27 protein-coding genes are annotated in these 24,381 nt (G+C 71.8%); 12 read left to right on the plus strand and 15 right to left on the minus strand.

All coding sequences use genetic code 11. The annotated features are described in order from the left end of the window. Positions 1–7: 7 nt before the first annotated feature. From ACYQ77_RS39055 to ACYQ77_RS39070, 4 genes are all read left to right on the plus strand, one after another. The gene (locus ACYQ77_RS39055) at positions 8–1,156 is read left to right on the plus strand and encodes an acyl-CoA dehydrogenase family protein (RefSeq protein WP_459721324.1); all 1,149 of its coding nucleotides are present in this window, start codon (positions 8–10) and stop codon (positions 1,154–1,156) included. Continuing rightward, entirely contained in the window at positions 1,156–1,884 is a 729-nt protein-coding gene (locus ACYQ77_RS39060) for a GntR family transcriptional regulator (RefSeq protein ID WP_459721326.1), read from the plus strand. Before ACYQ77_RS39055 ends, ACYQ77_RS39060 begins: the two co-directional genes overlap by 1 nt. 220 nt (positions 1,885–2,104) lie before the next feature. Further along, the gene (locus tag ACYQ77_RS39065; RefSeq protein ID WP_459721329.1) at positions 2,105–2,935 is read left to right on the plus strand and encodes a TetR family transcriptional regulator C-terminal domain-containing protein; all 831 of its coding nucleotides are present in this window, start codon (positions 2,105–2,107) and stop codon (positions 2,933–2,935) included. 49 nt (positions 2,936–2,984) lie between these two features. Next, positions 2,985–3,479 carry an FBP domain-containing protein gene (locus tag ACYQ77_RS39070; RefSeq protein ID WP_459721332.1) on the plus strand — a complete coding sequence of 165 codons (495 nt, stop codon included), beginning with the start codon at positions 2,985–2,987 and terminating at the stop codon, positions 3,477–3,479. Here the strand turns inward: ACYQ77_RS39070 and ACYQ77_RS39075 are convergent. Both ACYQ77_RS39075 and ACYQ77_RS39080 read right to left on the minus strand, forming a co-directional pair. Then, positions 3,466–3,786 carry a nuclear transport factor 2 family protein gene (locus tag ACYQ77_RS39075; RefSeq protein ID WP_459721334.1) on the minus strand — a complete coding sequence of 107 codons (321 nt, stop codon included), beginning with the start codon at positions 3,784–3,786 and terminating at the stop codon, positions 3,466–3,468. The two genes, ACYQ77_RS39070 and ACYQ77_RS39075, sit on opposite strands and share 14 nt — an antisense overlap. Then, positions 3,783–4,373 (minus strand): hypothetical protein, encoded by a 591-nt coding sequence (locus ACYQ77_RS39080; protein WP_459721337.1) that lies wholly within the window; start codon positions 4,371–4,373, stop codon positions 3,783–3,785. The genes ACYQ77_RS39075 and ACYQ77_RS39080 overlap by 4 nt, the downstream gene beginning before the upstream one ends. A gap of 26 nt (positions 4,374–4,399) precedes the next feature. On the opposite strand from ACYQ77_RS39080, the gene ACYQ77_RS39085 reads away from it, so the two are divergent. The 4 genes from ACYQ77_RS39085 (at position 4,400) to ACYQ77_RS39100 (ending at position 6,984) form a co-directional block, all read left to right on the plus strand. Beyond that, complete coding sequence (locus ACYQ77_RS39085) at positions 4,400–4,627, plus strand: DUF2630 family protein (RefSeq protein ID WP_459721678.1); 228 nt, start codon at positions 4,400–4,402, stop codon at positions 4,625–4,627. Positions 4,628–4,970: 343 nt separating this feature from the next. Further along, positions 4,971–5,375 (plus strand): nitroreductase family deazaflavin-dependent oxidoreductase, encoded by a 405-nt coding sequence (locus ACYQ77_RS39090; protein ID WP_459721340.1) that lies wholly within the window; start codon positions 4,971–4,973, stop codon positions 5,373–5,375. Then, on the plus strand, positions 5,375–5,971 hold the full coding sequence (locus tag ACYQ77_RS39095) for an AAA family ATPase (protein ID WP_459721343.1): 597 nt from the start codon (positions 5,375–5,377) through the stop codon (positions 5,969–5,971). Before ACYQ77_RS39090 ends, ACYQ77_RS39095 begins: the two co-directional genes overlap by 1 nt. A gap of 212 nt (positions 5,972–6,183) precedes the next feature. Continuing rightward, positions 6,184–6,984, plus strand: coding sequence for an RNA-binding protein (locus tag ACYQ77_RS39100; RefSeq protein ID WP_459721346.1), 801 nt, complete (start codon positions 6,184–6,186; stop codon positions 6,982–6,984). On the opposite strand, the gene ACYQ77_RS39105 is transcribed toward ACYQ77_RS39100, so the two are convergent. Beyond that, complete coding sequence (locus ACYQ77_RS39105) at positions 6,985–8,718, minus strand: pyruvate dehydrogenase (RefSeq protein ID WP_459721348.1); 1,734 nt, start codon at positions 8,716–8,718, stop codon at positions 6,985–6,987. A 99-nt stretch (positions 8,719–8,817) separates the two neighbouring features. Here ACYQ77_RS39105 and ACYQ77_RS39110 point away from each other — a divergent pair, with 99 nt between their 5' ends. After that, complete coding sequence (locus tag ACYQ77_RS39110; RefSeq protein ID WP_459721351.1) at positions 8,818–9,684, plus strand: LysR family transcriptional regulator; 867 nt, start codon at positions 8,818–8,820, stop codon at positions 9,682–9,684. Between the two features lie 46 nt (positions 9,685–9,730). Here ACYQ77_RS39110 and ACYQ77_RS39115 read toward each other — a convergent pair whose 3' ends face one another. Further along, complete coding sequence (locus ACYQ77_RS39115; protein ID WP_459721353.1) at positions 9,731–11,047, minus strand: NAD(P)/FAD-dependent oxidoreductase; 1,317 nt, start codon at positions 11,045–11,047, stop codon at positions 9,731–9,733. Positions 11,048–11,124: 77 nt separating this feature from the next. On the opposite strand from ACYQ77_RS39115, the gene ACYQ77_RS39120 reads away from it, so the two are divergent. Continuing rightward, positions 11,125–11,421 (plus strand): ArsR/SmtB family transcription factor, encoded by a 297-nt coding sequence (locus tag ACYQ77_RS39120; RefSeq protein WP_459721356.1) that lies wholly within the window; start codon positions 11,125–11,127, stop codon positions 11,419–11,421. Beyond that, complete coding sequence (locus tag ACYQ77_RS39125; protein WP_459721358.1) at positions 11,418–11,807, plus strand: VOC family protein; 390 nt, start codon at positions 11,418–11,420, stop codon at positions 11,805–11,807. The genes ACYQ77_RS39120 and ACYQ77_RS39125 overlap by 4 nt, the downstream gene beginning before the upstream one ends. On the opposite strand, the gene ACYQ77_RS39130 is transcribed toward ACYQ77_RS39125, so the two are convergent. Next, positions 11,804–13,876, minus strand: coding sequence for a DUF6351 family protein (locus tag ACYQ77_RS39130; protein WP_459721361.1), 2,073 nt, complete (start codon positions 13,874–13,876; stop codon positions 11,804–11,806). The two genes, ACYQ77_RS39125 and ACYQ77_RS39130, sit on opposite strands and share 4 nt — an antisense overlap. Positions 13,877–14,090: 214 nt before the next feature. Between ACYQ77_RS39130 and ACYQ77_RS39135 the strand changes: the two genes are divergently transcribed. Next, entirely contained in the window at positions 14,091–14,831 is a 741-nt protein-coding gene (locus ACYQ77_RS39135; protein ID WP_459721363.1) for an ABC transporter permease, read from the plus strand. Here the strand turns inward: ACYQ77_RS39135 and ACYQ77_RS39140 are convergent. From ACYQ77_RS39140 to ACYQ77_RS39185, 10 genes are all read right to left on the minus strand, one after another. Then, positions 14,812–15,390, minus strand: a complete 579-nt coding sequence (locus tag ACYQ77_RS39140; RefSeq protein ID WP_459721366.1) for a 1,2-dihydroxy-3-keto-5-methylthiopentene dioxygenase — start codon at positions 15,388–15,390, stop codon at positions 14,812–14,814. The two genes, ACYQ77_RS39135 and ACYQ77_RS39140, sit on opposite strands and share 20 nt — an antisense overlap. Then, complete coding sequence (gene mtnB, locus ACYQ77_RS39145) at positions 15,387–15,977, minus strand: methylthioribulose 1-phosphate dehydratase (RefSeq protein ID WP_459721368.1); 591 nt, start codon at positions 15,975–15,977, stop codon at positions 15,387–15,389. The genes ACYQ77_RS39140 and mtnB overlap by 4 nt, the downstream gene beginning before the upstream one ends. After that, positions 15,974–16,675, minus strand: a complete 702-nt coding sequence (gene mtnC / locus ACYQ77_RS39150; protein ID WP_459721371.1) for an acireductone synthase — start codon at positions 16,673–16,675, stop codon at positions 15,974–15,976. Before mtnC ends, mtnB begins: the two co-directional genes overlap by 4 nt. Then, positions 16,672–17,655, minus strand: a complete 984-nt coding sequence (locus ACYQ77_RS39155; RefSeq protein ID WP_459721374.1) for a translation initiation factor eIF-2B alpha/beta/delta subunit family protein — start codon at positions 17,653–17,655, stop codon at positions 16,672–16,674. The genes mtnC and ACYQ77_RS39155 overlap by 4 nt, the downstream gene beginning before the upstream one ends. Continuing rightward, complete coding sequence (locus ACYQ77_RS39160; protein ID WP_459721376.1) at positions 17,655–18,812, minus strand: acyl-CoA dehydrogenase family protein; 1,158 nt, start codon at positions 18,810–18,812, stop codon at positions 17,655–17,657. The genes ACYQ77_RS39155 and ACYQ77_RS39160 overlap by 1 nt, the downstream gene beginning before the upstream one ends. Further along, positions 18,809–19,534, minus strand: coding sequence for a phosphorylase family protein (locus tag ACYQ77_RS39165; RefSeq protein WP_459721379.1), 726 nt, complete (start codon positions 19,532–19,534; stop codon positions 18,809–18,811). The genes ACYQ77_RS39160 and ACYQ77_RS39165 overlap by 4 nt, the downstream gene beginning before the upstream one ends. Next, a complete protein-coding gene (locus ACYQ77_RS39170; protein WP_459721381.1) occupies positions 19,531–20,430 on the minus strand; it encodes an ABC transporter permease in 900 nt (299 codons plus the stop codon). The genes ACYQ77_RS39165 and ACYQ77_RS39170 overlap by 4 nt, the downstream gene beginning before the upstream one ends. Positions 20,431–20,772: 342 nt before the next feature. After that, positions 20,773–21,753: an ABC transporter permease gene (locus ACYQ77_RS39175; protein ID WP_459721383.1), complete on the minus strand. Its 981-nt coding sequence runs from the start codon at positions 21,751–21,753 to the stop codon at positions 20,773–20,775. After that, complete coding sequence (locus tag ACYQ77_RS39180) at positions 21,750–23,267, minus strand: ABC transporter ATP-binding protein (protein ID WP_459721385.1); 1,518 nt, start codon at positions 23,265–23,267, stop codon at positions 21,750–21,752. The genes ACYQ77_RS39175 and ACYQ77_RS39180 overlap by 4 nt, the downstream gene beginning before the upstream one ends. Then, on the minus strand, positions 23,248–24,276 hold the full coding sequence (locus ACYQ77_RS39185) for a BMP family ABC transporter substrate-binding protein (protein ID WP_459721387.1): 1,029 nt from the start codon (positions 24,274–24,276) through the stop codon (positions 23,248–23,250). The genes ACYQ77_RS39180 and ACYQ77_RS39185 overlap by 20 nt, the downstream gene beginning before the upstream one ends. Positions 24,277–24,381: the final 105 nt, after the last annotated feature.

Raw genomic sequence — 24,381 nt, forward strand, 5'->3', positions numbered from 1 at the left:
GGACACCATGCTGACCGAGGAAGAGCAGGCGATCGTCGACACCGTGCGGGAGTTCGTGGACCGCGAGGTGCGCCCGGTCGTGCGCGAGCTGGAGCACGCGAACACCTACCCCGAGCGGCTGATCGAGCAGATGAAGGAGCTCGGCGTCTTCGGCCTCGCGATCCCCGAGCCGTACGGGGAGGTCGCGGTGTCGATGCCGTGCTACGTGCAGGTGACCGAGCAGCTGGCGCGCGGGTGGATGAGCCTGGCGGGCGCGATGGGCGGCCACACGGTGGTCGCGAAGCTGATCGCCAGGTTCGGCACGGCGGAACAGAAACAGCGGTACCTGCCCCGCATGGCGACGGGCGAGGTGCGCGCGACGATGGCCCTCACCGAGCCGGGCGGCGGTTCGGACCTGCAGGCGATGACGACCGTGGCCCGCCGCACCGGCGACGGGTACGTCGTGCACGGCACCAAGACGTGGATCACGAACTCCCGCCGGTCGGGCCTGATCGCGTTGCTGTGCAAGACGGATCCCCACGCGACGCCCAGGCACGCCGGCATCAGCATCCTGCTCGTCGAGCACGGGGAGGGCCTGACGGTGTCCCGTGACCTGCCGAAGCTGGGTTACAAGGGCGTGGAGAGCTGCGAGCTGTCGTTCGCCGGCTACCGCGCGCCGGCGTCGGCGCTGCTGGGCGGCACGGAGGGCGAGGGCTTCCCGCAGATGATGACCGGGCTGGAGACGGGCCGGATCCAGGTGGCGTCGCGCGCACTGGGGGTGGCGCGGGCGGCGCTCGACGACGCCCTGCGGTACGCGCAGGAACGGGAGGCGTTCGGCAAGCCCATCTGGAAGCACCAGTCGATCGGCAACTACCTTGCCGACATGGCGACGAAGTACACGGCGGCCCGCCAGCTGGTGCTGCTGGCGGCGGCCCGCGTCGACGCGGGCGAACGCGCCGACATGGAGGCGGGCATGGCCAAGCTGTTCGCCTCGGAGGCGGCGATGGAGATCGCGCTGAACGCGGTCCGCATCCACGGCGGCTACGGTTACTCGACGGAGTTCGACGTGGAACGCTACTTCCGCGACGCCCCGCTGATGATCGTCGGCGAGGGCACGAACGAGATCCAGCGCAACGTCATCGCCGCCCAGCTGGTCGCCCGGGGCCTTCCGGCCTGATGAACCGCGAACCCGCCTACCAGGCCCTGGCGCGGGCCCTGCGCGACGCACTGGTGCGGGGCAGGTACCCGGACGGCGTGCGCCTGCCGACGGAAGCCGAACTGGCGGCGGAGCACCACGTGAGCCGCCAGACCGTGCGGCGGGCCTTCCACGACCTGGTGGCGGACGGCCTGGTCCACCGCGTGCCGGGCAGGGGCACCTTCGCCGCGCCCCGGGACGGCCGCTACCTGCGCCAGTTCGGCACGATCGACGACCTCATGGGCCTGTCCATCGACACCAGGCTGGAGATCATCACCCCTCTCCGGCGCCGGGTGGACGTCGACGCCGCGAGCCGCCTGCGCCTGACCGGGGACGTGGTCCACACGGTCGTGTTCCGCAGGCTGCACAACGACGTCCCGTTCTGCGTGACCACGGTCCACCTCCCACCCCGGGTCGCCGAGTCCCTCGCGACGGAACCCACGCTGACGTCCCCGGGCGCCACCAGCGCGACCACGGTCATCGCGATGGTCGACACCCGCTTCCCCATCGCGGAGGCGGAACAGAGCATCACGGCGGTGCCGGCCGCACCCCCGGCGACCACCCACCTGCCCTGCGCCACCGGCGAGCCCCTGCTCCGCGTGGACCGCACGTACCACTCCACCAGGGGCGAACCGGTGGAACTGGCGATCTCGTACTTCCTGCCGGAGCACTACTCGTACCGGGTCCACCTCCGCAGAGCCGCGACGTGACGGTCAGCCCGCGATCGCGGCGCCTGCCACCACTCCCAGCACGAGGAGGAACAGGCAGAACCGGACCATGGCGCCGAACGAGCAGTTGATGTGCATGGCGTTCTCCCATCGGCGTTCCGATGAGAACCTTGGTATGGCAACCGGTGCGCCGCGCGACACGGCCGTGCCGGACGGTCCTGTCGGGACCTCCCAGCGGGGAGGTCCGGAGGGGGAGGCAGCGATGTCCTACCGCAGCCTGGACGACGACCTGACCGACGTCGTGCTGAACGTGCACCGGCGCAACGCCGCGGCCACGCGACGGCTGGCGAACCACCCGCTCACCCGCGCCTACCTGGAGGCGGGCTTCCGGATCCTGGAGCGCGAGTTCGGCGCGCACCCGGCCGGTGACGAGGACCGGCTGCGCCGGCCGCTGGCCACGCTGACCAGGGAGACGGTGATCGCCGAGGTCGCGAACGGCCCGGAGCCACTGCCGAGACAGGGCACCGTCGGGTCCTTCCGGGACCGCTGGGCGTACTTCCCGGACTACGTCTCCGACCTGACCCGGTACGTGTTGCGCGCGCAGCGGATGCCGTGGGACGCGGTGCTCGCCGAGCAGGCCGGGAGCGCGTTCGCCGACGGCGAGTTCTCCTCGGTCGTGCACGAGGTCGCGTTCCGCAGGACGATGCTGTCGGCCCGCTCGACCTCGATGCGCTTCCGGTACTCGGCGGTCGTGCTCGCGATGCGGGACCACCGGCTGTACGAGTCGCTGTCGTCGCTGTACGAGCACGTGATCGAGGCGTGGGAGCGGCTGATCGACTCGGTCCTGTCCAGCCGCGGCCTGGCACTGCGCCCGGGGCTGACACCACGCGACCTGGCGATGATGCTGACCGCGCTCAACGAGGGCCTCGCGCTCCGGGTGGCGAGCGACCCGAACCACCACGTGTTCGACGAGGCCGGCAGGCGCAGCACGCTGGGCACAGCGGCGTTGGCGCTGTTCGCCGGTGCCGTGGACACCGGGGACGGGGCAACGCTCGAGGCCGTGGTCGACGAGCTGACCCGCGAACCGTCCTAGGCTCTTTAATGATTTGCCTAAACCTCATAGGCGACCTACCGTCGGATCCATGAGACCGGTCACCGAACGTGAGATCCGCACGTCCTTCGTCAACTGCAGCAAGGGCGAGGCGAAGCGGCTGGCCGTCCCGAAGGACCTGGCCACCCACCCCTGGGACGACCTCGACTTCCTGGGCTGGCGGGACCCGAGCGCCCCCGACCGCGCCTACCTCGTCGTCGAGGACGGCGACGGCCTGCTCGGCGTGGCACTGCGCCGCGCGACGCCACCGGCGGGCAGCCGCCGCTCGATGTGCGCGCTGTGCCTGACCACGCACAGCGGCGACGGCGTGTCCCTCATGACCGCGCGCAAGGCGGGCAAAGCGGGCCAGCAGGGCAACTCGGTCGGCTCCTACCTGTGCGCCGACCTGGCGTGCTCGCTGTACGTGCGCGGCAAGAAGGAGACCGAACCCGGCGCCCGCGCCCACGACTCGCTGCCGCTGGACCAGCAGATCACGCGGACCATGGCGAACCTGCGGGCGTTCCTGGACCGCGTCACTCGCGGATAGTCATCCGCGACACGAGGTCACCGGCCACGCGGAACGAGAAGTGGCTCGGCCCGTTGAAGCCGTTGCCGCCGACCTGCGCGGTCACCACGGTCTCGCCGGACTTCCGCGCCACCTCGGTGACGTCGAGGCTGACCTGCTTGCCGATGAACTCGTTGTCGCTCCACCCCCGGATCGCGCCCGCGCCCCGGAACTCGCGGCCCCAGTCGTCGACCACGCCGTCCTCGGTGAACCCGGCGAGGAAGGCGTCGATGTCGCCGCCGTTGGCGGCGTCGAGCAGCCGCTGGACCGGGGCCGGCACGTCGGTCATCGCACTGCCTCCAGGTACTCGAGGGTCTCGGCGCGATCGTCCCAGACGGACGGGTCCGCCGCAGCCGGGAACCACCGCGCCTTGCGGGCGAAGTAGCGCTCGACGTCGTCGTCGGCCGGGAGGTTCTGCTCGAACCGGGCGAGCAGGGCGTCCCGCTCCTCGTGGCCGCTGGACCGCACGTAGGCCAGTGTCGCCGCGGGCCCGGCCGCGCAGACGGCCTCGATGTCGTAGGCGAACGACGTGTCGAAGTTCGCCATCTTGAGCGACCACTGGCGCCACACGTCGTCGACCAGGCGGTGCCGGGCCAGGAGGTACCTGGCGAGCTCGTGCTCGTCGCTCGTGCCCTGGAACGGCGCCGAGCCCCGGCACAGCGCCTCCTGCTCGGCGAGGAACCGGTGCAGTGCCAGGTCAGCGGGTTGCCAGTCGAACTGGGCCGCCCACAGGACGAGCGCGCGGCGTCCCGCGTTGCCGTCGGTGTCGTGGCCGTCGCCGTCCTTCGCGCGGACGTAGGCCAGGCCGGACCGGTCCGCGGTCTCCCTGGCCGCGGCGAGGGCGGCGCGTGCGCGTTCCATCACGTGGGCAACCATGCCCGCACTCTGCCAGCATGGACGGTATGGACGACAAGGAGATTTCGCAGCGCATCAGCTCGCTCATCGACGAGGAGCACAAGCTGGAGCGCGCAGGCGAGGAACCCGACCACGAGCGGCTGCGTGCCATCGAGGTCGAACTGGACACCTGCTGGGACCTGCTGCGCCAGCGCCGCGCCCGCCGCTCGGCCGGGGAGAACCCCGACGACGCGGCCGCCCGCCCCGGCAACGTCGTGGAGGGCTACCTGCAGTAAGAGTTGCGCCGCCGGTCCGCCGGGGTGGCGAGCACGTCGTCGTGCTCATGCGGCGACCGAGGACGGGTAGGACGGCAAGCCGCTCGGCCTCGGTCCGCGAAGGAACCCTCGAACTGGTGAACTACGGCCGGACCACCGTGACGCTCCGCGTCCACGCGCTGCGCCACCACGGTCCACCTGCGTGCCGGGCACCGCCGTTCACTCGACTGGGCAACCGATCGTGGTTGATATGACCTGGAAGTGACCGGCCCGGACTTCCGGAGGCGCCTCACGGGCCGCGCCGAGAACGGCAGCACCGGAGCGACGGCCTGAATTGTCGGTGCGCCGGTCTACCGTGTCGGCCATGGACATCCAGGCAATCAACCGCAAGGTCATCGAACAGTTCCGCGCGGGCGGCGAGATCGAGGGCATGCGCCGCGAACGCTTGCTGCTGCTGACCACGAGAGGTGCGAAGACGGGCGCGGACCGCACCACGCCGATGATGTTCCACCCGGACGGTGACCGGGTGGTGGTCATGGCGTCCAACGCGGGCGCGCCCAAGGCGCCGGACTGGTACGCGAACCTGCGCGCCAACCCGTCGGTGCAGGTCGAGATAGGCGACGAAACCTACCAGGCCACCGCGACCGTCGCCGAGGGCGACGAGCGTGCCCGCTTATGGGCGGAGATCACGAAGCTGTACCCGTTCTTCCTCGACCACGAGAAGAAGGCGAACCGTGAGATCCCGCTGGTGGTGCTGACACGCGCGTGATGCTGATCTGGCTGAACGGCCCCTTCGGCGGCGGCAAGACGCAGACCGCGCACGAGCTGGCGCGCCGCCTGCCCACGAGCGTGGTCTGCGACCCGGAACGCGCGGGCTTCGGCCTGCGCGGAATGCTCCCCCACCACCTGCGCACCGACTTCCAGGAGCTGAAGTCCTGGCGCGCGGGCGTGGTGGAGGTGCTGGACCTGGTGCTGCGCAAGCACAACGGCCCGGTGATCGCCCCCATGACAGTCATCGACCCGACCTACTTCGAGGAGACAGTTGGCCGATTACGCGACATGGACCACGAGGTCCACCACTTCTCACTGCTGGCACGCAGGGAAACCGTGCTGAAACGCCTACAGGGCCGCGGCCTGCGACTGCGCAGGGACACGTGGGCGGAATCCAAAGTAGACGAGTGCCTGTCCCGACTGCGGAACCCCGAGTTCGCACACCACGTGCAGACCGACGACCGCACCATCCCCGAGGTGGCGGACCACATCGCCACCACGGCAGGCGTGACCCTCACCCCGAACACGGACACCCGCCTGCAGGCCTACGCCCGCCGCACGTGGACAACCCTGAAACACCTCCGCTTCGACTGACGTTCTCCGTCGCGGAGTTGGCTCGACTGCTCGATCTCGAGCTTGACGACACCCTCGTCGAGATCGACGTGTCGGCCGCCGCCAGTTCCAGCGGCAGCTGTCCCGTGGACACAGCGTGCGAAACCCGCCACGCAATGGCATCCGCGAGCGCCTCGGGCGTGTGCCTCTCCGTCGCTCGGCGTCGAACACCGCCGCTCGCATAGGCTGACCGGGTGGCGCAGACCATCTGGGACGATCCGACCGACGAGCAGTCGGTGCTGCTGCAGGCGATCCTGGCCACCCGAGGCGACGACGGCTCCTGGCCGGCACTGTCCCGGCTGGCCGAGCACGTGCGGCACCGGTTCGACGTCCGCGCCGTCCTGGACTCGTTCCCGGCCGCGGAAACCGGATCGGGCATCCCTTACCGGGCCGTGTGGGAGAGCGAGGACGAGGTCGGCCTGACGCTGGCAGCGGGCCTGCTGACCGTGGACTACGAGATCGCGCCGTACCTGGCGATCGTCCGGACGTGTGCGGCCCGGGTCGCGAAAGCGGGACCGGTCACCGTCACGAGCGGGCGGTTCTACCGGCAGTTCGGCGAGGACCACACGTTCCACGTCCGGACGTTTCCCTCGGTCCTGCAACGGGAACCGCTGGGTGCGACCGCCGAGATCCGGGCTGACGGGGACGACTGGTCGATCACGTTCGGCGAGGAGTTCGCGGCGTTCCGGAGCGTGCGGCACCTGCGGGACTACGTCCGCACGTCGCTGGGCAAGCCCGCCGCGCCGGAAACTCGCGCGGAGTACGTCGACCCCGCGCTGTTGCGGGCCCTGGCGGCGACCGACCACCCCGCCCGGGACCGGCTGCTCGCCGTCCTGCGCGAGCTGAACAGCAACTACGCGGCCCGCAACCCGTACGCGACGCTCCTGCTCCACCGGGCCGTCACGGCGGGCAACACCGAGGTCGTCGACATGGCCGACGTGCCACCGCCCGGTTCGCTGGACGCGCTGATCCGGGCGATCGTGGACCGGAGCTGATCAGGGGCGCGGGGTGTTGCGCAGGTTGCTGCGCGCCATCTCGATCATCTTGCCGACGCCGCCGTTCAGCACCGTCTTGCTCGCGGCCAGCGCGAAGCCGCGGACCATGTCGCCGGTGATCTTCGGTGGGATGGACAGCGCGTTCGGGTCGGTCACCAGCTCCACCACGGCGGGACCGGGATGGGCGAACGCCTTCTCCAGCGCGCCGCGGATGGCGGCCGGGTCGGTCACCTGCTCCGCGTACAGCCCGCAGGCGGACGCGATCGCGGCGAAGTCCACCCGTGGGTGGTCGGTGCCGTAGTCGGGCAGCCCGTCGACCAGCATCTCCAGCTTCACCATGCCGAGCGACGCGTTGTTGAACACCACGACCTTCACCGGCACGTCGTACGTCGACAACGTCAGCAGCTCACCCATCAGCATCGACAGCCCGCCGTCGCCGGACAGCGACACCACCTGCCTGCCCGGCTGGGCGAGCGCGACGCCGATGGCCTGCGGCAGCGCGTTCGCCATGCTGCCGTGCCGGAACGAGCCGATCACGCGGCGCTTGCCGTTCGGCGTCAGGTAGCGCGACGCCCACACGTTGCCCATGCCGGTGTCCACGGTGAACACCGCGTCGTCGGCGGCCACCTCGTCCACGAGCGACGCCGCGTACTCCGGGTGGATCGGCGTCCGCTGCGCGACCCCGGAGGTGTACGCCTCGACGACCCGCTCGAGCTTCCGCGCGTGCCGCAGCAGCATGCGGTCCAGGAACGAGCGGTCTGTCCGGGTACGCAGCAGCGGCAACAACGCCTCCACCGTCTCCCGGACCGAACCGTGCACACCCAGTTCCAGCGGGGTCCGCCTGCCGAGGTGCGCGGGTTCGACGTCGACCTGCACGGTGCGTGCCTGCGGCAGGAAGTTGTCGTACGGGAAGTCGGTCCCCAGCAGCACCACCAGGTCGGCCTCGTGCATGGCCTCGTAGCACGCGCCGTAGCCGAGCAGCCCGCTCATGCCCACGTCGTAGGGGTTGTCGTACTGGATGACCTCCTTGCCGCCGAGCGAGTGCCCGACCGGCGCGGCCAGCGCGGTCGCCAGCGACATCACCTCGTCGTGCGCGCCCGCGGCACCCGCGCCGACGAACAGCATGACCTTCTCGGCCGCGTTCATCAGCGCCGCCAGCTCCGTGACGTCCTCGGCCGACGGGGCCACCGGCGACGGCGGCACCAGCGTCACCGGCACCGACACGGGCCCGGCCGCACGCCGGTCGGCCACGTCACCGGGGATCGACAGCACCGACACGCCACGCTTGCCGACGGCCGCCTGCACGGCGATCCGCAGCAGGCGCGGGAGCTGCTCGGCCTCCGAGACCAGCTCGCTGTAGTGGCTGCACTCGCGGAACAGCTCGGCCGGGTGCGTCTCCTGGAAGAACCCGGTCCCGATCTGCGTGGACGGGATGTGCGACGCGATCGCCAGCACCGGCGCGCCGCTGCGGTGCGCGTCGTAGAGCCCGTTGATCAGGTGCAGGTTGCCGGGGCCGCAGCTGCCCGCGCACACCGTCAGCTTGCCGGTGACCTGCGCTTCCGCCGCGGCGGCGAACGCGGCCGCCTCCTCGTGGCGGACGTGCACCCACTCGATCCCGTCGGTGCGGCGCACCGCGTCCACGACCGGGTTGAGGCTGTCGCCGACGATCCCGTAGATCCGTTCCACCCCGGCGTCCCGCAGCGTCCGCACCAGCTGCTCCGCGACCGTGGCCATCCCGCGCTCCCTCCGACACCTGACGTCCTACCGCCAGCATCCGCCCACCGAACTCATGCGTCCAATGCCGCTTTCTCACCGAATCCATAAACTGAGGTCATGGATCTTGCGGTACTGCGTCTCTTCCAGCAGGTCGCGAGCGGCGCGACGGTCACCGACACCGCCGCCCGCGCCCGGCTCACCCAGCCTGCGCTGTCGCGGGCACTCCGGCGAGTCGAGCACGAGGTCGGCACCGCGCTGTTCCAGCGGGCGGGCCGCACCCTGCGGCTCACCCCGGCCGGGCACGCGTTCAAGACGCACGCCGAGGCCGTGCTCGACCGCTACGACCAGGGCGTGCGCGAGGTGCGGGAGCTGGTCGACCCGGACGCGGGCACGATCCCGCTCGCGTTCCTGCACACGCTCGGCACGTGGCTGGTCCCGCGCGTGATCCGCGGTTTCCGCGAGCAGCACCCGCGCGCCCGGTTCGTGCTGCGCCAGCACGGCGAGGAGGGCCTGACCGCCGAACTGCTCGACGGCACCGCGGACCTGGTGCTGACCAGCGACGACCCGGGCCTGCCGACGATCGAGTGGCGCAGGCTGCTCGTGGAGCCGCTGCACCTGGCCGTGCCGCCGGACCACCCCCTGGCCACCCGCGACGAGGTCCGGCTGGCCGACGCGGCGGAGGAGACGTTCATCCTGCTCCGCCCCGGCTACGGACTACGCGCCACGACCGAGGCACTGTGCGCGGCGGCCGGGTTCGCGCCACGCGTGGGTTTCGAGGGCGAGGAGGTCGACACGCTGCGCGGCCTGGTCACCGCCGGCCTGGGGGTGGCGCTCCTGCCACCCCCGCAGACGACGTCCTCAGCACCACACCTGCGGGTGACAGATGTCCCATCCGAACGCGACATCGGCCTCGCGTGGTCCGCGGGCCGCGAACTGCCACCACTCTCGGCCGCGTTCCGCACGCACGTCCTCGACCACCACTAGACGCCCCCCGAACGCCGCGAGCCGGTCGTACGACGGCGCGCCCGTTCTACCGTTTCGCCGGGACGTGCGGCAGTTCCGGGGTGTCGGTGTCGAGCGGCACGTGCGGCGCGCGCACCAGCCCCAGCTGCACCGACTGCCGTCCGATCACCGCGTCGAGCAGCCAGTCGACGGCCGTGCGGATGCGGTTGCCGGGCATGGCGGCCAGGTGGTAGCCGCGGGTGACGACCTTCGCCGGGAACCCGGCGAGCGGGATCTTCAGCGGGTTGGCCGCGGCCTGCACACCGCCGAGGTCGACGACGAACCCCAGGTCGTGGTGCTTGTAGACGCCGAGCTTGCCGCCGGTGAGCGACGCGGCGACGTTGCGCCCGGCGAGCTTGCCCTGCCGCGACGCGTGCTGCGCGGTCATCGCGGTGATCTGGCCGGGCCGGGTCAGGTCGGGCACGGCGGCGGCGTCGCCGCAGGCGAACACCTCGGGGTGCCCGGGCACGACCAGGTTCGGTTCGACGACGACGCGCCCCTTCTGCGTCTCCAGCCCGGCCGACTCGACGACCGGGTCCGGCCGCACGCCGACGCACCACACGAGCGTGCGGGTGCACACGACGTCGCCGCTCTTGAGCTTCACGCCGTCGCCGGTGGCCTCCTCGACGGTGTCACCCATGCGGACCTCGACGCCGCGGGAGCGCAGCACCTTGTCCGCGGTCTTCGACAGCCGGGGGTTCAGCTCGGGCAGCACCTTCGGCGCGATGTCGAGCAGGAGCCAGCGGATCTTCTGGTCCCGCAGCTCGGGGTGCCGCTCGGCGATGGCCCTGGTGAACAGCGGCCCCTGGGCGGCGACCTCGGTCCCGGTGTAGCCGGCGCCGACGACGACGAACGTGCAGCGGGCGTCGCGCTCGGCCTGGTCGTCGGTGGCGGCGGCCAGTTCGATCTGGCGGATGATGTGGTCGCGCAGGTAGAGCGCCTCGGGCACGCCGCGGAAGCCGTGCGCGTGTTCGGCGACGCCCGGGATGGGCAAGAGCTTGTTGACGCTGCCCGCGGCGAGGACGAGCCGGTCGTAGGTCAGCGTGTGGTCAGCGCCCTCGGCGTCGGTGTAGGTGACCGCCCGGCCCTCGAGGTCGATCTTGTGGACGGTGCCGAGCGCCAGCCGGACGCCGGGCAGCGCGGCGGGCAGCGAGACGGTCACCCGCCGGGGGTCGATGACCGCTGCCGCGACCTCGGGCAGCAGCGGCAGGTAGAGGAAGTAGTCGGTCGGGTTGACCAGGACGATCTCGGTGTCATCGCCCTCGGGCAGGGCCTTGAGCAGCGACCGGGCCGTCTCGAACCCGGCGAACCCGCCTCCGACGATCACGACGCGCTTGGGTGCCATGCCCCCATCGTTCCCCGGATCCCCCCGCACCAAAACTCGACTTGATAGGCAAGTGAACACTTGCCTATGCTGTCGGCGTGGCGGAGGACGACCTCTTCAAGGCACTCGCCGACCCGACCCGCAGGCGCATCCTCGACGGCCTCGCGGAACGGGACGGCCAGACCCTGTTCGAGATCTGTGCGCGGCTGGCCACCGACCACGGACTCGGGTTGACCCGGCAGGCGGTCAGCCAGCACCTCGCCGTGCTGGAGGCCGCTGACCTGGTCCGTTCGCGGCGCGAGGGCCGCTACAAGTTCCACGACCTGAACACCGACCCGCTGCGGCACATCGTCACGCGATGGCTGCGCACCAACCCGCAGGAGAAGAGCCCATGAGGATCCACCTGACCAGCGTCTTCGTCGACGACCAGGAGAAGGCCGCCCGCTTCTACACCGAGGTGCTCGGCTTCCAGAAGAAGCACGACCTGCCGCTGGGCGCCGACCGGTGGCTGACCGTCGTGTCGCCGGAGGAGCCCGGCGGCACGGAACTGCTGCTGGAGCCCGGCAGCCACCCCGCGGTCCGGCCCTACAAGGACGCGCTCGTCGCGGACGGCATCCCGGCCGTGGCGTTCGCCGTGGACGACGTCCGTGCCGAGTTCGAACGGCTGTCCGGTCTCGGCGTGAAGTTCACCCAGGAGCCGCTGGAGATGGACACGGTCGTCACGGCGGTGTTCGACGACACCTGTGGCAACCTGGTCCAGCTCCAGCAGCTCAAGCCCTAGTACGTCTGCCAGGTCCCGCGGGGGTCGCGCTCGCCGACGCCCGTGCGGGACCAGTCGCAGACACCGGTCGGGAAGGCCTTGCGCAGCAACGCCTTCTCCGCCGCGGTGAACGTGACCGGGTAGTCGTCGAAGTCCAGCGGCGTCAGCCTGCACTTGGCCGTGGTCATCGACAGGTCCGCGCCCGCGACCAGGCGCGGGTTCGCGCCGATCGGGTACAGCTGCCCGCACCGGCCGCCCGACGGGTAGGTCAGCGGCTCGCTGATGCGCTCGGTCGCCGACACGTAACACCCGTCGGTCAGGTCGGCCGGCTTGTTCGCGATGACCTTCCGCGCCTTGTCGCGGTGCGAGTCGTCCTCGCCGATCGCGGTCAGCCAGCGGTCCATGGCGTCCAGCTGGTACCGCGCCGCCGCGGCCGTCTGCGCCGGGTCCGGGGCGGACTCGATGATCACCTGGTTCGCGTGCGTGCCGTTCTGGGTCCGCAGGCGGTCGCGGATGACGTAGGACATCTCGGCCGTGTGGATGTCGGCGAGCGGCGTGACCCGGTCCAGGTACGTGCGCTGGTCGATGATCGGCGTGTACCGCAGGCCCAGCCCCGCGCTGTTGACGAGGTCCGCCGCGTACGCGGCGGACAGACCGCGCGGGTCGGCCGTGGTGCGCGCCGCGATCGGGCGGCCCGCGTAGTCGTAGCCGCCGACGCCCGCGTTCAGCGCGGCGAACTGCGCGGGCGTGATCGCGCCGTCCTCCAGCGCCCGCAGGCCGTACTGCACGCCGACGTTGTCGAGCACCGCGCGGACGAACCCGGTGCGCGGGTCGCGGCCCAGCTGGTTCACCCACTGCTCGGCGGCGCCGCACCGCAGGCCGTCGGGGTTGGTCGTCTCGTTCCAGCGGATCTCGACGGGGATGATCGGGTCGCAGCTGCCGGTCGCGGTCGCGCGGCTGAGGAACGTGGCCTGCCAGGACAGGCACGTGTTGTAGGAGATGTATCCGGACACCGCGCGCTGCTGCTCGGGGGTGAAGCCGCCCTTGGCGAAGTACGCGTTGAGCAGGCCGCAGTCGGTGACCGGGCCCATCGTGGTCAGCGGGTCCGGGTAGGAGATGCCGGGGATGATGCCGTCGAGGATGCCCGGGTAGGCGTCGGCGATGTCGTACTGCTGGATGCCGCCGCCGGAGCCGCCCCAGCCGATCGTGTGCACCGCCGGGCCGTAGGTCTCCTGGAAGTGCTCCTTCACCATCATCGCGGCCTCGGCCGAGATGATCGGGCTGCAGTTGTTGTCCAGCACGTTCAACGAGGACGACGCGACGGCGTAGCCCTGCGACAGGAACAGGTGGTCCAGCACGCCCGCCGTGCCGCCGCCCTGCCGGTAGCCGCTGTTGCAGCCACCGCCGAAGTTGTAGACGAGCCTGCCGTTCCAGCCCTGTTCCGGCGCGACCGGCGACGGGGCGGTGCCGTCGTACAGCGCGGCGAGCTGGTAGACGGCACGGTCGATCACGCCGGTCTCGACCCGCACCACGTACGGCACGGTCCCGCCGCCGACGGACGCGTGCGCGAGGTCGGCGGGCCGGTCCGCCGGGTTGGCGAGCGGCTTGAACTGGCCACCGGTGGTCCGGTACGCGTAGGTGACCTTGGTCGGCGCCTCGCACAGCGGCTGCTGCGCGGGCGCGAGCCCGAACGCCTCGGTCTGGCAGAAGAACGGCACCTGCTGGCGACCCGAGAACACCGGGCCGGAGCGCGGGTGGTTCACCACGCGCAGCGTCGCGTGGCCGCCGCGGCTCGCGGTGGCCGTGATCGTGTTGCGGCCGTCGCGGAGGCCGTCGACCACGCCGAGCAGCGACCCGTCCGGCTGGCGGACGAACGCGCCGGTGACGTCGCGGCCGTTGCTGTGCACGCGGACGCGGTCGCCGCGGTCGACGCGGACCAGCACGTCACCGCCGCTCACGAACTCGGGCTTGGTGTTGGACTCGACCGTGAGGGTGAGCCTGGGATGGGCGGCAGCGGAGGCCGTCACGCCTGTCACGCCCAGCGCGGCGGTGAGCAGGACAGTGGCGACGCGAACGGGGATCCGGGTCACCCACCGATCCTAGTGCCCGGTCAACCCCCGCGAGTCCCGCTCTCGAACACCGCGAGTCCCGCTCTCGAACACCGCGAGTCGCGCCGGCAGGCATACCGAGTTGTCGGTTTCGTGCACATCGACCTGCACGAAACACGCAACTCGGTATGCGCGAGAGCGCGACTCGCGGTGTTCGGGGGCGCGACTCGCGGGGGTGGCGTGCGATGTTTCCGGGGTGGACGTCGTGATCGGGTGGCCGTTGGCCGGGGTGCTCGTGCTGCTCACGGTCGTTGCCGGGGTGGCCGTCGGGGTGGGGCGGCTGGGGCCGTGGTGGCCGGTCGCCACGGCCGCCGCGCGGGCCGTCGGGCAGCTGGGGGCCGTCAGCCTCGTCATCGTGCTGGTGCTGCGCAACGGCTGGCTCACCGCCGCGTTCGTGGTCCTCATGTTCGGCATCGCGACGATCACTTCCGCCCGCCGCATCACGAGGGCACGCCACGGTCGCTGGGCGGCGGCCGCGATCGCGGCCGGGGTGGCGCCGGTCCTCGGGCTCCTGCTGGCCACGCGCCTGGTGCCGGCCGAGCCGGTGGCGGTCGTCCCGATCGCGGGCATCCTCATCGGCGGCGCCATGACCGCCACGTCGCTGGCCGGCCGCCGCGCACTGGACGAGCTGACCGCCCGCCACGGCGAGTACGAGGCGGCCCTCGCGCTCGGCTTCACCAACGCCGACGCCGCCCGGCTGGTCGTGCGGCAGACCGCCGGTCAGGCGCTGGTGCCCGCGCTGGACCAGACCCGCACGGTCGGGCTCGTGACCCTGCCCGGCACGTTCGTCGGCATCCTCCTCGGCGGCGGCACGCCGGTGCAGGCGGGTGCGACGCAGCTGCTGGTGCTGATCGCGCTGCTGGCCATCGAGGGCATCGCCGTCCTCGTGACCGTGGAGCTGGTGGCCGCGGAGCTGCTCAGCCGCGACCCGACATGAGCGTGTCGAAGTCGGGGAAGGTGTCGGCGAGGCGGGCGCCGGTGAAGTTGCCGACCCAGCCGTCCTCGTCGTGGAAGAACCGGATGGCCACGTAGTCCGGGCGGGTGCCCATGTCGAACCAGTGCGTGGTGTTCGCGGGCACGCTCAGCAGGTCGCCCGCCTCGCACAGGACGGCGTACACCTTGCCGTGCACGTGCAGGTAGAACACGCCCGCGCCACGCGCGAAGAAGCGGTCCTCGTCGTCGTCGTGGGTGTGCTCGTTGAGGAACTTCCGGCGCGCCTCGGCGGCCTTCGCGCGCCACTCCTCGGTGTCCTCCGGCGTCATGTGCAACGCGTCCACCAGGATGTAGCCCTCGTTCTCCACGACGCGGGAGACATACGGCTCGTAGGCGGCGAGCACCTCGTCGGACGTCGGCCTGGCAGGCAGGTCCTCGACCACCGGCCAGCGTTCGAACCGCACGCCCAGCTGCTTGAGCTCTTCGGCGATCGTCGCGCCGTCCTCGGTCCTGAGCAGGACGGTGTCCGGGTCGTCGTCGGCCCACACGGTCAGCAGTGTCATCGCTCTTCCCTTCCCGCTTCGAGTATGAACCGCAGCAGCCATTCGAGGCACTCGAGCCGGTGCCGGGCCTGGCGCAGATCCTCGCCCCAGACGTACACGCCGTGGCGGGCGACGATCAGAGCCGGTGTGTCTGCGCGGTAACCACGTTCGAACGCGTCCCCCAGCACCCGCATGTCCTGCCCGTTGGGGATCACGGGGATGGTGACGAGGTCGTCGTGCGCGGCGCGGCCGAACCCCTTGAGCATCTCCAGGTCCCGCAGTTCCACCCCGCCCGGCCAGCGTTCCGCCGCGAGCACCGGGGCCATCGCGTGGACGTGCACGACCGCGCCGGCGCCGGAGACCGCCGCGATGCGTGCGTGCAGCCCGGCCTCCGCCGACGGCACGCCACCGCTGACCGGCAGGCCGTCCGCGTCGACCGCCACGTGGTCGGCCTCGGTCAGCTCGCCCTTGTCCAGGCCGCTGGCCGTCACCGCGAGCCGCAGCGGGTCGCGGTCGAGCACCACCGACAGGTTGCCCGACGTGCCACGCATCCAGCCCATCGACGCGTAGCGGGCGGCCTCCTCGGCGAGCTGCCGCCCGACGCTCACCGGGACACCTCGATCTCGGCGAGCGACCGGATCACGCGGTGCGGCGTGAAGTCGGCGTCGCCGAACGGTTCGCCGTCGCGGGCCACGCCCACGGTCTGCCAGCCCGCGGCACGCGCGGCGTGCAGTTCCGCGGGCACGTCGGAGACGAACACGGTCCGCGCCGGGTCCGCGTCCAGTGCGGCGGCGATCGCCCGGTACGACGGCTCCTCGCGCTTCGGGCCCGCGTTGACGGTGTCGAAGTGCTGCTCGAACAGGCCGGTCAGGTCGCCGTCGGTGGTGCGGGAGAAGAACGCGACCTGCCCGGCGACCGAGCCGGACGAGAACACCGCGAGCTTCAGCCCGTCCTCGTGCCACTGCCGCAACCTGGGCGCCACGTCGGGGAAGAACTCCGCGGTGAGGTCGCCGTCGGCGTAGCCCTTCTGCCAGATCAGGCCCTGCAACGTCTTGAGCGGCGCGATCTTCTGGTCGGCGTCCATCCAGCCGTGCAGGACCGCGACGACCTCGTCCGTGGACGCGTGCCCGGGCAGACCACCGAGCTCGCGCGTCTCCGCGACGGCGTCCGCGACCACCGGGTCGTCGCCGTGCGCGTCGATCCACGGGCCCAGCCGCGGCCGCGCGTAGTCGTACAGCACGACGTGCACCTGGCTGGTCGCGGTGAGCGTGCCCTCGATGTCGAGGACCACCCAGTCGGCGTTCACGGAACCTCCTCGTAGTAGGTGGCGAGTCGCAGCGGGTCGAAGGGGCCGCGGTCGGTGACGACGGTCGTGACGAACCGCGGCGGGGTGATGTCGAAGGCCGGGTAGAGGCCGCGGATGCCGGGCCGGTCGGTGATCTCCGTGCCGTCGCGGTACTCGATGGGGACGTCGGCCGCGGTCGGCGCGAGCCGGTCCGGCGCCTGCACCATCGCGTGGAACGGCACGCCGAACGCGGACGCGGCGACCGCGAGGCCGAGCGTGCCGATCTTGTTGATCACGTGGCCGTCCATGGTCACCCGGTCGGCGGCGGTGACCAGCGCGTCCACCGTGCCGCCCGCCAGGACGGCGGCGCCCATGCCGTCGGTGATCAGGGTGGTGTCGGCGCCCATCTCCGCCAGCGTCTCGGCGGTGAGCCGGGCGCCCTGCCGGTACGGCCGGGTTTCGGTACAGATGTATGAGATGTTCTTGTCCGCCGCGGCGCGCACCAGCTCGACCAGGTAGAGGTCGGCCCAGCAGTGCGTGAGCACGGTCGCGCCGGCCGGCAGCAAGTCGGCTGTATGGCGACCCAGCGCGGCGCTGCGGGAGCGGTAGCGCTCGTCACCCGCCCGCGCGCCCGCGAGCACGGCCGCGACCAGCTCCTCGCCGCTCTGGCCGTCCACTTCGGACAACGCAGCGGCGACGGCCTTGCGCAGGTGGTTGTTGGTGCGGCGGGTGGCGACCAGCCGTTCCCCGGCGGCGTCGAGGTGGGCGCGGGCCGCCTCCGGGCCGAGTCCGGCGGCCTCGCGTGCCGCGAGCACCATGGCCCACAGCGCGGCGAAGTACGGGCCGGACGACTGGGTGACCATGTCCTCGATGGCCGTCGCCACATCCGCCACGCTGCCGCAGTGCACCCACACGCGCTGTTCGGGGAACACGCGGCGGTCGAGGATCGCGACGCCGTCGTCGGTGAGCCGGACGCTGTCGGCGAGGACCGGGGTGGTCATCACGTGTACCCCGTGAACGGCGGGAACTCGCCGGTGAGGAAGTGCTCGCCGACCTCGCGTGCCTTGTAGACCACGGGGTCGTGCAGGGTGAGCGTGCGGGCGTTGCGCCAGAAGCGGTCGAACGCGTACCTGCTGGCCGTGCCCCGGGCGCCGACGAACTCGAACACCTTCGACGTGGTCTCGTTGACCACCCGCGTCGCGACGACCTTGGCGGCGGAGATGGTCACGGCCGCCTCGCCGCGTTCCTCCTCGGTCAGGCCGGGCCCGCGGTCGAACGCCCCGCCGAGCGCGCGGGCGGCGTCGTCGGTCAGCGCGCCGGCGGCCCGCACCTGGGCGACCAGTTCGCCGTACCCGGCGAGGACGTGCGGGTCCGCGGCCGCGCTGTCCACTCCGGACAGGAACCACGGCCGGCCGCGGTGCCGCGTGTAGTCGGCGGCCTCGATCAGCGCGCCCTCGGCGATGCCCACGTAGATCTGGGTGAGGAACAGCTGGAAGCCGAGCGCGGCGAGCGACAGGCGCGGCGACTGGTTCTCCGGCTGCGGCCCGAGCACGTCGTCGGCAGGCAGGAACACGTCGGTGAACTCGACGCCGCCGCTCGCGGTGAGGCGCTGGCCGATGTTGTCCCAGTCGCCGAGGTAGCGGATGCCGTCGGCGCGCGCGTCGAGCACGAACGTGAGCTTCTCGCCGTCGTCGGTGCGGGTCGCGCTGACGACGAGCCGGTCGGCGACGGCGGCGCCGGTCGCGAACGTCTTGCGGCCGTTGACCACGAACCCGCCGTCGACGGGCGTCAGCTCGAGCGCGGCGTCGAGCGGGTTGCTCACCCCGGCCCAGAAGTGGTTGCCGGTCACGGTTTCCCGCTGCAGCCGGGTCACGAGGTCCGGCCGCTCGAACAGCTCCCCGCGCCACAACTGCAGGTAGTGGTAACCGAGCAGATGCCCCACGTTCGGGTCAGCGGCCGACACCATGCGGGTGACAGCGTTCGCGGTGAGCCAGCTCTCCCCCGCGCCGCCGAGGTCGGCGGGGATGAGGAGGGTGAGGAGCCCGGACTCCTTGAGGAGGGTCACCTCGCGGGTGGGTTCCGCGCCCGCGAGGTCGCGCTGCGCCGCGTCGGCGCGGAGCGTGTCGACCAGCTTGTCCGCTGCTTCCCGCCACTTCATGCCAGTGCCACCAATGCGTCCAGTGCGACCGCGCTGCCCCGCGCCACGCCGTCGACGACGACCTGGCGGTGCGGGTCGTACGAGGTCGGGTCCGTGTTGTCGACGGTAGCGTTGCCGTCGATGACGAGCACCCCGCCTGCGCGCAGCCCCTTGAGCGCGGCGAAGACGAGCAGGGTGGCCAGCTCCATCTCGATGGCGATCACGCCCGCGGCGAGGTAGTCGCGCATCGGCAGCTCGCGCACCAGCGGGCTGAACGCGGCCCGGGTCCAGACGACGCCGCGGTGCGCCCGCGCGTCGTGGGCGCGTGCGGCGGCGGTCAGCGCGAGGACGGCCTCGGCGGTGGCGAACGCCGGGTACTCGGGGTGCACGAGCTGCTGGGTGACCCCGTCGTCGCGGACGGCGGCCTCGGCGATCACCAGGTCACCGTCGGCGATGTCGGCGCGCAGCGCGCCCGCGGTGCCGAAGCGGACGAACGTGTGCACGCCGGCTTCCGCCAGCTCCTGGAACTGGCAGAGCGCGCCCGGCCCGCCGACGCCGTGCGAGGACACGACGACCGGGGTGTCGTGCCAGCGGCCCTGGTAGCTGCGGTACTCCCGGTTCTCGCCGATCAGGGCGGGGTCGGTGAGCAGTCCCGCGACGGCGGTGGCGCGGTCGGGGTCGCCGACGACCAGCGCGTGCCCGGGCAGGCCGGTGCGCGGGATCTTCGTGATGGGCAGGGTCATGTGGTGCTCTCCCTGGTTCTGCGGAGCCGGGCGCTGGAGACGAACAGCGCCAGGAGGGTGACGACGTACGGGGCGGCGTCGGTGGCTTGCTGGGGCAGCCCGATGCCCTGGAGCCGGAACCCGAAGGCCTCGGCGAGTCCGAAGAGGACGGCGGCGGCGAGCACCCCGTAGGGCAGCGCGCGCCCGAGCATGACGGCGACGACGGCGATCCAGCCGCGGCCGGCGGTCATGTTCTCGGAGAAGAGGGTGACGTTGCCGAGCGCCAGTTGCGCGCCTGCGAGACCGCAGAGCGCGCCACCGGCGAGGATCACGCCGTACCGGTAGCGGGTGACGCCGACCCCGAGACTGGCGGCGGCGTCCTGCCGCTCACCGATGCCGCGCAGCCGCAACCCCCACGGGTGGCGATACAGCAGTACCGCCAACCCGACGACCGCGAGCCACGACAGGTAGACCAGGACGGAATGCCCGGAGAGGACCCGCCCGACGAACGGAATGTCCTGGAGCAGCGGGATATGCATGGCGTCGAGCCCTTGCAGCGCCGGGTCGCTGAACGTGCCGCGCGTCCCGAACACGGTGCGGATCAGGAACGACGTGAGCCCGACGGCGAGCAGGTTGATCGCGACCCCGAGGACGATCGCGTCCCCACCGAGGGTGACGTGCCCGACAGCCAGGATCAACGAGTAGGCGGTCCCGGCGAGAACGGCGAGCAGCACACCGAGCCACACGCTGCCGGTGTACCAACTGCCCGCGACGCCGGCGAACGCCCCGACGAGCATGGTGCCTTCGAGGGAGATGTTGAAGACCCCGGCCCGCTGGCAGAGCGCCCCCGCGAGGGCGGCGAACAAGATCGGCGTGAGCGCCCCGAGCGCGGAGGAAAAGAGAGCCGCGTCAACCACGACGAGCCCCCCACTCCGAACGAGAGTCCCATCCACGCGCCCGGGGGCCCCCTGCTTTCCACGCTACCGGCGAGCACCGACATCCCCGGCGGCCAGGCACGACGTTGTCCACACCCACACGAGCGAACCCAGAACGAAAGTCCCACTCACGCGCCAGGGGGTCCCCCGACTTCCACGCTACCGGCAAGCACCGACATTCCCGACCGCCGGGCAGGGCCTTGTCCACATCCACACGAGTGGAGCCCGAACGAGAGTCCCACTCACGCGCCCCGGGGGCCCCCGATACCCACGCTACCGGCCACGGCCGACAGTTCCCGGACGTGCGCGCGTCGTTGTCCACAGTCATGCCGGGTTCCTCCTCTTGCGCAGCAGGCCCGTCGCCGCGGCCAGGAAGATGATCAGGACCGCCTGGAGCACGGCGGTCAGTTCTCTCGGTACCTGCGTCGCCCGTTCCATCGCGAAGCCGCCGCTGGTCAGTGCCGCGAAGAAGACCGCCGCCACCAGCGTGCCCAGCGGGTTCGCCGCCGCCAGCAGCGCCGCCAGCAACCCGATCCACGTGTACTGCGGCGTGATCAACGCCCCGTCGATGAACCGGTACGGGAAGCCCAGCACCACCACCGCGCCCACCAACCCCGCCAGCCCGCCCGAGCACGCCAGCAACCGCACCGTCAGCGCAGGGCGGTCGATGCCCGCGTACTGCGCGAACCGCGGCCCCCACCCCGTCACCCGGGTCTCGAACCCCGCCGGGGTCCGCGCGTCGACCACCGCGTACACCGCGACCGCCGCGACGATCAGGGCCAGGCCCGGCGCCAGCGCCGTGAACCGCACGTCCGGCGGCAGCTGGTCGCTCTGCGGCAGGCTCGACCCCTCGTCCCGCATCGGGAAGCGCACGAGGTACGCCGCGAACGACATCGCCGGGTAGCTGAGCAGCAGCGTCGTCACCAGAAGGGGGACACCCAGGCGGGTCTCGCACACCGCCGCGATCGACGCGTACAGCGCCCCCGCCAGCGCGCCCGCGGCCAGCGCCGCCACCAACCCGAGCGGGCCGGGCACGTGCAGGCCCACCGTGATCGCGCTGATCGCGCCGAGCACCAGCTGACCCTCGCCGCCGAGGTTCACCATCCCGGCACGCAGCGGGATCGCGAGCGCCGTCGCCATGCCGACGACCGGCACCGCGTATGCGAGCGTGTCCGCGAGACCGTCCGGGCCGAACGCGCCGGTGACGATCGCCTGGTACGCCTCCAGCGGGTTCGCGCCGGTCGCCGCGAGTAACACCGCGCCCAGCACTAGCGCACCCAACAGGGTGATGCCGACCGTCTTCACGACGCGCCCCCGGCCATCGCGAGGCCCAGCGCCTCGTACGTCGCCTCGTCCTTGGTCAGCTCGGCGACCACCCGGCCCTCGTACATCACGAGCACGCGGTCGGCGAGCGCGCGGATCTCCGACAGCTCGGCCGACACCAGCAGCAGCGCGTGCCCGGCGTCGCGGTAGGCGATCAGCTCCCGGTGGATGTTCACGACCGCGCCGATGTCCACGCCCCGCGTCGGCTGCTCGACCAGCAGCACCGGCGCGTCGTGCGTCAGCTCGCGACCCAGGATCGCCTTCTGCTGGTTGCCGCCCGACAGGGTCCGCATCGGCACGTCCTGGTTCGCGGCCCGCACCCCGAACCGCTCGACGATTCCCCGCGCGTGGTCCCGGATCCGCGCGGGCCGGAGCCAGCCGCGCCGCGCGAGCCGTCGCTGGAACCCGGTCGCGAGGTTGTCGCCGAGCGTCGCGGCAGGCGCGCTGCCGGTGTGCGCGCGGTCCTCCGGGATGTGCGCGAGCCCGGCCGCGCGCCGCGCCCGCACCGGCAGTCTGCTGACGTCCGCGCCCCGCACGGTGACCGTGCCCGCGTCGAGGTCGCGCAGTCCGGCGATCGCGGCGATCAGCTCGGTCTGCCCGTTGCCCGCGACCCCCGCGATGCCGACCACCTCGCCGGCCCGGACCTCGAGCGACACGTCGTCGAGCGCGGGCTTGCCGTGGCCCGCGACGGTGAGGCCCCGCGCCGACAGCACGACCTCGCCGGGTGACCCGGACGGGTAGACCTTGTCCAGTTCCACGTCCCGGCCGGTCATGGCGGCGGCCAGGGCGGCACGGTCCGTGTCCACGGTCCTCGCTCGAAGGGTGACGCGCCCGTCTCGCAGCACGGTGACGTTGTCACTGAGCGCGAGGACCTCGTGCAGCTTGTGGGACACGAACAGGATCGTGTGCCCGTCGGCGGCGAGCCCGCGCAGCACGTCGAACAGCCGGTCCGTCTCCGCGGGCGTCAGCACGGCGGTCGGCTCGTCGAGGATCAGCACCCGCGCCCTGCGGTACAGCAGCTTCAGGATCTCGACCTGCTGCTTGACGCCGACCGGCAGGTCGCCGACCTTGTCGCCGGGGCGCAGTCGCAACCCGTGCCGCTCGACCAGCTCGGCGACCGCGGCACGCGCGGTGCGCCGGTCGAGCAGTCCGAACCGGGTCGGCTCGGCGCCGAACACCACGTTGTCGGTCACGGTCAGCGTGTCGAACAGGGCGAACCCCTGCTGCACCATGCCGACCCCGGCGTCGATCGCCTGCGCGGCGGACGAGAACGACACCGGCCGCCCGTCCAGCTCGATCTCCCCATCGTCCGGCTGGGACAGTCCATACAGGATGGACATGAGCGTCGACTTGCCCGCGCCGTTCTCGCCCATGAGCGCGTGGATCTCGCCGGGCGCGACGGTGAGGTCGACGTGGTCGTTGGCGAGGACGCCGGGGAAGCGCTTGACGATCCCCCGCAGGGTGACCGCCGGGGCCTCAGGCCGCCGCGGGGTCATCGATCGTGAGGGTGCCCGCGGTGATCTCGTCACGCAGCTTGCCGACCTGGGTGAGCACGTCCGGGTGATCCGCGATGACGCACTGCGACTGGGCAACGTCCGGTTGCAGACCGGTGAGCGATATGCCCTCTTCCTTGACGCCGTACGAGCGGGTCTCGCCACGCTTGCCGTCGAGGATGGCGCTCACCCCATCGGTGATCACCACATCGGTGCGCTTGATCACGTTGTCGACCACGACGCCGGGCTCCGCCGGGCACTGGTTGGCGTCCACGCCGAACGCGAAGATCCCCGCCTCCTTGGCGGCCTCGAACACGCCGAGGTTGCCGGACGCCGACGCCGCGCCCATCACGTGGTCCACGCCCTGCCCGGCGAGCGTCGCGGTCAGCTGCTTGGCGCGGCCCGGGTCGTTGAACGGGTTGGCGCCACCGATGAACAGCGGCGACAGCGCAGCGCCCGGCTTGGTCCTCCGCGCGCCGAGCCCGAACGGCTCCGAGTAGCGGTGGAACTGGGGCGCGTCGACGGCCACGACCGCGCCGACCTTGCCGGACTTGGTGAGCAGCCCGGCCTCGGCACCGGCGAGGAAGACGCCCTCGTACTCGCGGAACACCGCGCAGGTGACGTTCGGGTACTGCTTCTCGGTGCACGAGTCGACGAACAGGAACTGCTGGTCGGGGTGCTGCTCGGCCTGCTGGGCGAGCACGTCGGCGAAGTTGAACCCGACGGCGACGATCACGTCGGGCTTGTCGCGGACCGCGGCCGCCACGTTCTGCTGGATCGAGGCCGGGTCGGTGCTCTGGTAGACCTTCCGGCTGCCCTTGTGCTCGCTCGCGGCGTCCTCGATGCCCTGGACCGCGAGCTTGAGGAAGTCGTTCACGCCCACCGGGTTGGGGGTCACCAGGACGAGCGACGGCCCGTCACCCTCCGCCGCACCCGGCGAGTTCGCCGCCGCGTTGCACCCGGTTGCCAGCGCTCCGGCGGCCAGTAGCAAGATCCCCAATCGCGCCTTCATGCGCACGTCCCTTTCCGCGTGTCACCCGACCGGAGCAACCGTATGCATCGTGCCCACCATCCGACCACGACGTCCACCCAATGAGACGCCGCACATGACGATCAC

Source organism: Actinophytocola sp. KF-1, from assembly GCF_054661535.1.

Excerpts from the sequence above, each read along its gene's own strand:
- ACYQ77_RS39060 (WP_459721326.1), top strand. The coding sequence starts at position 1,156 with ATGAACCGCGAACCCGCCTACCAGGCCCTGGCGCGGGCCCTGCGCGAC.
- ACYQ77_RS39095 (WP_459721343.1), top strand. The coding sequence starts at position 5,375 with ATGCTGATCTGGCTGAACGGCCCCTTCGGCGGCGGCAAGACGCAGACC.
- ACYQ77_RS39155 (WP_459721374.1), bottom strand. The coding sequence starts at position 17,655 with ATGACCACCCCGGTCCTCGCCGACAGCGTCCGGCTCACCGACGACGGC.
- ACYQ77_RS39180 (WP_459721385.1), bottom strand. The coding sequence starts at position 23,267 with ATGACCCCGCGGCGGCCTGAGGCCCCGGCGGTCACCCTGCGGGGGATC.
- ACYQ77_RS39125 (WP_459721358.1), top strand. The coding sequence starts at position 11,418 with ATGAGGATCCACCTGACCAGCGTCTTCGTCGACGACCAGGAGAAGGCC.
- ACYQ77_RS39085 (WP_459721678.1), top strand. The coding sequence starts at position 4,400 with ATGGACGACAAGGAGATTTCGCAGCGCATCAGCTCGCTCATCGACGAG.
- ACYQ77_RS39140 (WP_459721366.1), bottom strand. The coding sequence starts at position 15,390 with ATGACACTGCTGACCGTGTGGGCCGACGACGACCCGGACACCGTCCTG.
- ACYQ77_RS39065 (WP_459721329.1), top strand. The coding sequence starts at position 2,105 with ATGTCCTACCGCAGCCTGGACGACGACCTGACCGACGTCGTGCTGAAC.
- ACYQ77_RS39075 (WP_459721334.1), bottom strand. The coding sequence starts at position 3,786 with ATGACCGACGTGCCGGCCCCGGTCCAGCGGCTGCTCGACGCCGCCAAC.
- ACYQ77_RS39105 (WP_459721348.1), bottom strand. The coding sequence starts at position 8,718 with ATGGCCACGGTCGCGGAGCAGCTGGTGCGGACGCTGCGGGACGCCGGG.
- ACYQ77_RS39090 (WP_459721340.1), top strand. The coding sequence starts at position 4,971 with ATGGACATCCAGGCAATCAACCGCAAGGTCATCGAACAGTTCCGCGCG.
- ACYQ77_RS39110 (WP_459721351.1), top strand. The coding sequence starts at position 8,818 with ATGGATCTTGCGGTACTGCGTCTCTTCCAGCAGGTCGCGAGCGGCGCG.
- ACYQ77_RS39185 (WP_459721387.1), bottom strand. The coding sequence starts at position 24,276 with ATGAAGGCGCGATTGGGGATCTTGCTACTGGCCGCCGGAGCGCTGGCA.
- ACYQ77_RS39115 (WP_459721353.1), bottom strand. The coding sequence starts at position 11,047 with ATGGCACCCAAGCGCGTCGTGATCGTCGGAGGCGGGTTCGCCGGGTTC.
- ACYQ77_RS39070 (WP_459721332.1), top strand. The coding sequence starts at position 2,985 with ATGAGACCGGTCACCGAACGTGAGATCCGCACGTCCTTCGTCAACTGC.
- ACYQ77_RS39055 (WP_459721324.1), top strand. The coding sequence starts at position 8 with ATGCTGACCGAGGAAGAGCAGGCGATCGTCGACACCGTGCGGGAGTTC.
- ACYQ77_RS39165 (WP_459721379.1), bottom strand. The coding sequence starts at position 19,534 with ATGACCCTGCCCATCACGAAGATCCCGCGCACCGGCCTGCCCGGGCAC.
- ACYQ77_RS39160 (WP_459721376.1), bottom strand. The coding sequence starts at position 18,812 with ATGAAGTGGCGGGAAGCAGCGGACAAGCTGGTCGACACGCTCCGCGCC.
- ACYQ77_RS39080 (WP_459721337.1), bottom strand. The coding sequence starts at position 4,373 with ATGGTTGCCCACGTGATGGAACGCGCACGCGCCGCCCTCGCCGCGGCC.